The sequence below is a fragment of the Mycobacterium sp. genome (assembly GCF_049673265.1).
GTDB lineage: Bacteria > Actinomycetota > Actinomycetes > Mycobacteriales > Mycobacteriaceae > Mycobacterium.
The window spans coordinates 1-4,071 of the sequence record NZ_JBATXN010000308.1 but is presented as its reverse complement, the minus strand read 5'-3'; the positions used below and the strand labels follow the sequence as shown (position 1 = coordinate 4,071).

Below are 4,071 nucleotides of genomic sequence, written 5' to 3'. Positions count from 1 at the left end.
GGCAACTGGCAGCGATTCCTGGCGGTGGCGCGCCAGGCGCAATCCCCGCTATCGGATGCGATACCACCCGAGGCACTTGACGCCGCCCGCACCGTGGTGCGCCGCGGTATCGACCTCGCCAGAATTTATGAGGGTTATCGGCGTGGCCAGCAGGTTGGACTTGAGCGCTGGCTAGCCTGCGCATATGAGGTCGTCGAGCCAGGGCCTGAGCTGATCGGTGTCACCGAGCTGTCGCTGTCGCTCGCGTTCCGCTTTATCGACCAGACACTGGGTCGCATGCTGGCCGAGGCCCAGCGCGAACGCGAAGAGGTAATCGGCGGTGCGCTCGCACGCCGCACCGAAACCATCCGATTGATCCTCGACGGCGCCCCGATCGACCCCACCGCCGCGAGCCGCCGCCTCGGCTACGAGCTGGACCGTTGGCATACCGGGCTGGTGGTGTGGTCGGAGTCGGCCGTCGCGCCGCACGGCGCGCTCGAGTCGGCTGCGGTGCTGCTGGCCCAGGCTGCGGGATCCCAACGGCCGCTGACCCTTCCGGCGGGAACGACGACGCTGTGGGCATGGATCGGCACGCCCGGCGAACCGGCCATCGAGGATCTTCGCGCAGCCCTTGGGCAATCAGCCGAAGACGTGCGCGCTGTCGTCGGTCCGACCCGTCGGGGCATCGAAGGGTTTCGCGCCACCCACGACGCCGCGCTAACCGTGCATCGGCTGCTGCTGGGCAACCCGGCAAGCGGTCGTTTCGGTTCCTATCGGGAACTTGAGGTCACAGCACTCGCGGCACACGATCCACGCGCGGCGGGCGAGTTCGTAGCGGCAACTCTCGGCCGGCTTGCCGAGGACAGCCCCGCCGCGGCCCGGCTGCGAGAAACGCTGCGTGTCTACCTTGAGGAGGCCGACAACGCACCGCGCGCTGCGGCCCGCCTGTATACCCACCGCAACACGGTGCTCAAGCGGATAGCGCGTGCGACCGAACTGCTCGGCTATGCGCCCGGCGAGCGACGACTCGCCGTCGAGCTAGCCCTGGAGCTACGGCGTCACCTCCCGCTGCCGGCTAGCTGATATGGGCGGCAAACGACGGGGATGGGTTGTAAATCCGTCGGCGTATGCCTACCCAGGTTCGAATCCTGGACCTGCCACCAAGCGTCAGACGCTATTTTTGCGGTGCGAAAAAGACGTCGTTCAAGGTAACGGTTCGTAGGTTCCGGGCGTGGATCACTTCGCAGAGTTGCGCGTAGACGTGGGTGACCGGCGGGTGGTTGAGGTGTCCGAGCACGATCGCCTGGCCAGTGAAGTATTTCCGGGCCATCTGGACGATGTAGTCCTCGGTGATCACGGTGGAATCCGCAAGCGAACCCGACCACAGCGTGATCGCCGTGTAGCCGAGATCGGCTGCCACCGCATCGACGGTTGAGTTGTGCTTTCCGTAGGGAGGCCGAAAGTACGGCCCCGCGGCCACCCCGAAGGTTCTTTTCAAGAATTCGTCGTTGCGGGAAATCTCTTGGGCCACTCGACTTGCGGGCACCTTTGTCAGGTTCGGATGCGACCAGGTGTGGTTGCCCAGCTGAATCTGCCCGGATTCGACCAACGGCCGAAGCACTGCCAGGTTGTCGGTCCACGAGCGGTACATGCCGTTGACGAAATAGGTCAGTCTTACGCCGGTATCCCGGGCGAACTCGGTGTAGAGCCGCACCACGTCGGTGTTCACGCCGTCATCAAGCGTCAATGCCAGCAGATTGCCGTCCCCGGGCAGCTTGGTGAGCACACCGCCACCAGGCAGCGGCACCCGCACGATGGGCGCCGGCTGCGGCGGCGACGGAGCAGGAAAGACCTTGCCGCCCGCTGGGTGTGGCGACTGTGCAGCAGCGGCGGCCGTCGGGCTGTGTGGCGGACCGGCGAACACCCCACGCGCCATGCCCGCGCCGCCGAGAACGGCGGCAGAAAGCGCCCCGAGAAAAAGGCGCCGGTTCAGGTCGGACACAACACGCTATGGTGCCACGGGTGACTGGACAACCCCGATCAGTACCCGGCGTGTTCCATTTCGTGACCGAAGCGATTCACTTCGATTCCAGCGTCCCGCTCGGGTCGTAGTACAGCTCCTGGCGCGCGATCCGGCCGTCGCGGTAGCGGTAGAGCACCACGTATGTCGAGCGCAGGCGTTGTTCGCCCTGGGTCCAGTCGAACTGCACGCGCACGAACGCCGCGTCGGCACCAGGGGTGATGGCGTGCTCCACCGCCTCGTAGCGAATGGCTTGGCAGTCGCGGATGGTGAGCGCAATGAACTCGAGGGTGCGCTCGACGCCGTCGATCTGCGCCGGCCAACCGAAGAGACGTACCGTCGGGCTCACGTACACCACGTCGGGCTGATAGAGGCCACGTGCGACTGCCGGATCGCCGTCAGCGAATGCTCGCGCGAAGCATGCCTCCTGCGCAAGCAGCGCATCATCTGAAATGCCTTGCGGTATCAAGCCTTACCACTCCACGCCGGTGGAAACGCAGAACTCGTTCTGCTCGGGGTCCGACATCCGCACCCATCGGGTTCCCCCGAAACTCTGCACGCCGTCGTCGATGCGATGAGCGCCCAGCGCCTCCAGCCGATCAACCTCGGGCTCGATGTCGTCGACCACGATGTCGAGGTGCATGCGGTTCTTGCCCGCTTTGGGTTCGGGTACGCGCTGCAGCAGAAGCGGTGAAGCGATGCCTTGTTTGGGAACGAGCACAGCCAGCTCGGCGTCGGTGTAGTACTCGCGATAGTCGAGCGCCTCGCGCCAGAAAATTGCGAGCGTCTTTGGCTCGGCACAGTCGAGCACCAGTTCCACGGTTGCTTTGTGGCTCATCGCCTGTCTCCAGCGGCCATCGTCGAGTCCGGGGCTGCCCAGTCGGTTGATACCTTACGGTGCTTGATCAGCCAGGTATTGCCCTCGGGCACGAAGGTGTCGCGGTAGCGGCCGGCATGGTCGAGCCCGATATGGGTGACCACGGTGAAGTAGCACGAGACGTGCGCTTGGTCGCGAGTCACGTTGGCGAACTGCACGTTCGCAACGTTGTGCCGGACGATCGGCTTGACGTCCGCGCTTGCGGCGACCTTGCCGGTGACCCCGCTGAGGAACGCGACGATCTCTGATCGACCGCGCAGGGTTTCGGCGCCGCGAATCTCGAGTACGCCGTCGGCGCAGAAGGTCTCGGCAAGTTCGTCGAGACGCCCGGCGTCACCGGCCCAGTTGTATCGGGCCAGTGTGTCGCGGATCTGCTCACGGGCCGCCAGTTCCCACGTCTCCACCGTCATCGACTCCTCACCGGCTAGGGTACGGGCACGCGCGTTGGCGGCTTACCGGACGGGGTGGTTTCGTGACTGCGGCGCCCAAACGGCCCGGCCAGCTGGATTCCCCGTTGCTGCCCAAGATCTTTCGTTATATGAGCCGGGCTCAGGTGTGGGTTTATCGCCATACGAACGGCAGGATCGGCGGCAAGTGGCGCATCGGCGCCGGCTTCCGAAAGCCGGTGCCGACGCTGCTTCTTGAGCATCGGGGCCGCAAATCGGGCAAGGTGTTCACCATTCCGCTGCTTTATTTGGCCGACGGTCCAGACCTGGTAGTCGTCGCATCACAGGGCGGGCTGCCCAACAATCCACAGTGGTACCGCAATTTGGTCGCCGAGCCGGATGTGATCGCGCAGGTCGGGTCGCAGCGACGTCCGGTACACGCGGTGACTGCAGATCCGCAGCAGCGAAGCCGGCTTTGGCCGCGGCTCGTCGAGCTTTACGCCGACTTCGACACCTACCAAAGCTGGACCGAACGCGAGATCCCAGTGGTGATCCTGCAGCCGCGTTGACCCGGGTTGCTCATCAGCCTCAGCCGTCCCGTCGGAAGGGGCCACTCTCTCTTCGGCTTTGATATCGCATGTGTCTTCGTTTCCAAACCACATGTCATGGTCAGCTCTTGGTGCGGCCGTGACTCCTGTGACTCGACTTCGTGAGGCACAATCCTTCCTGTGACTACAGCGCCGAACAAGCCGACGGTGGCGATCGTCGGCGCGGGTCTCGGCGGGATCGCGATGGGCATCCAGCTCGCC

The 4,071-nt window shown here is 64.9% G+C and carries 6 protein-coding genes; 2 read left to right on the top strand and 4 right to left on the bottom strand.

Translation table 11 applies throughout. The features are described from left to right. Nucleotides 1-1,062, top strand: a 1,062-nt coding sequence (locus WBF82_RS10875; RefSeq protein WP_424383043.1) for a PucR family transcriptional regulator, incomplete at its 5' end; no start/stop codon positions are given. 91 nt (nt 1,063-1,153) lie between these two features. Here the strand turns inward: WBF82_RS10875 and WBF82_RS10870 are convergent. The 4 genes from WBF82_RS10870 to WBF82_RS10855 form a co-directional block, all read right to left on the bottom strand. Further along, nucleotides 1,154-1,972, bottom strand: a complete 819-nt coding sequence (locus WBF82_RS10870; RefSeq protein ID WP_424383046.1) for a polysaccharide deacetylase family protein — start codon at nt 1,970-1,972, stop codon at nt 1,154-1,156. An 85-nt stretch (nt 1,973-2,057) separates the two neighbouring features. Next, nucleotides 2,058-2,468: a nuclear transport factor 2 family protein gene (locus WBF82_RS10865; RefSeq protein ID WP_424383042.1), complete on the bottom strand. Its 411-nt coding sequence runs from the start codon at nt 2,466-2,468 to the stop codon at nt 2,058-2,060. A gap of 3 nt (nt 2,469-2,471) precedes the next feature. After that, on the bottom strand, nt 2,472-2,837 hold the full coding sequence (locus tag WBF82_RS10860) for a VOC family protein (protein ID WP_424383041.1): 366 nt from the start codon (nt 2,835-2,837) through the stop codon (nt 2,472-2,474). Then, nucleotides 2,834-3,280, bottom strand: a complete 447-nt coding sequence (locus WBF82_RS10855; protein WP_424383045.1) for a nuclear transport factor 2 family protein — start codon at nt 3,278-3,280, stop codon at nt 2,834-2,836. The genes WBF82_RS10860 and WBF82_RS10855 overlap by 4 nt, the downstream gene beginning before the upstream one ends. Before the next feature lie 134 nt (nt 3,281-3,414). Here WBF82_RS10855 and WBF82_RS10850 point away from each other — a divergent pair, with 134 nt between their 5' ends. Beyond that, a complete protein-coding gene (locus tag WBF82_RS10850) occupies nt 3,415-3,831 on the top strand; it encodes a nitroreductase family deazaflavin-dependent oxidoreductase (RefSeq protein ID WP_424383044.1) in 417 nt (138 codons plus the stop codon). The last annotated feature ends 240 nt before the right edge of the window (nt 3,832-4,071 follow it).

Excerpts from the sequence above, each read along its gene's own strand:
- WBF82_RS10860 (WP_424383041.1), bottom strand. The coding sequence starts at position 2,837 with ATGAGCCACAAAGCAACCGTGGAACTGGTGCTCGACTGTGCCGAGCCA.
- WBF82_RS10850 (WP_424383044.1), top strand. The coding sequence starts at position 3,415 with ATGAGCCGGGCTCAGGTGTGGGTTTATCGCCATACGAACGGCAGGATC.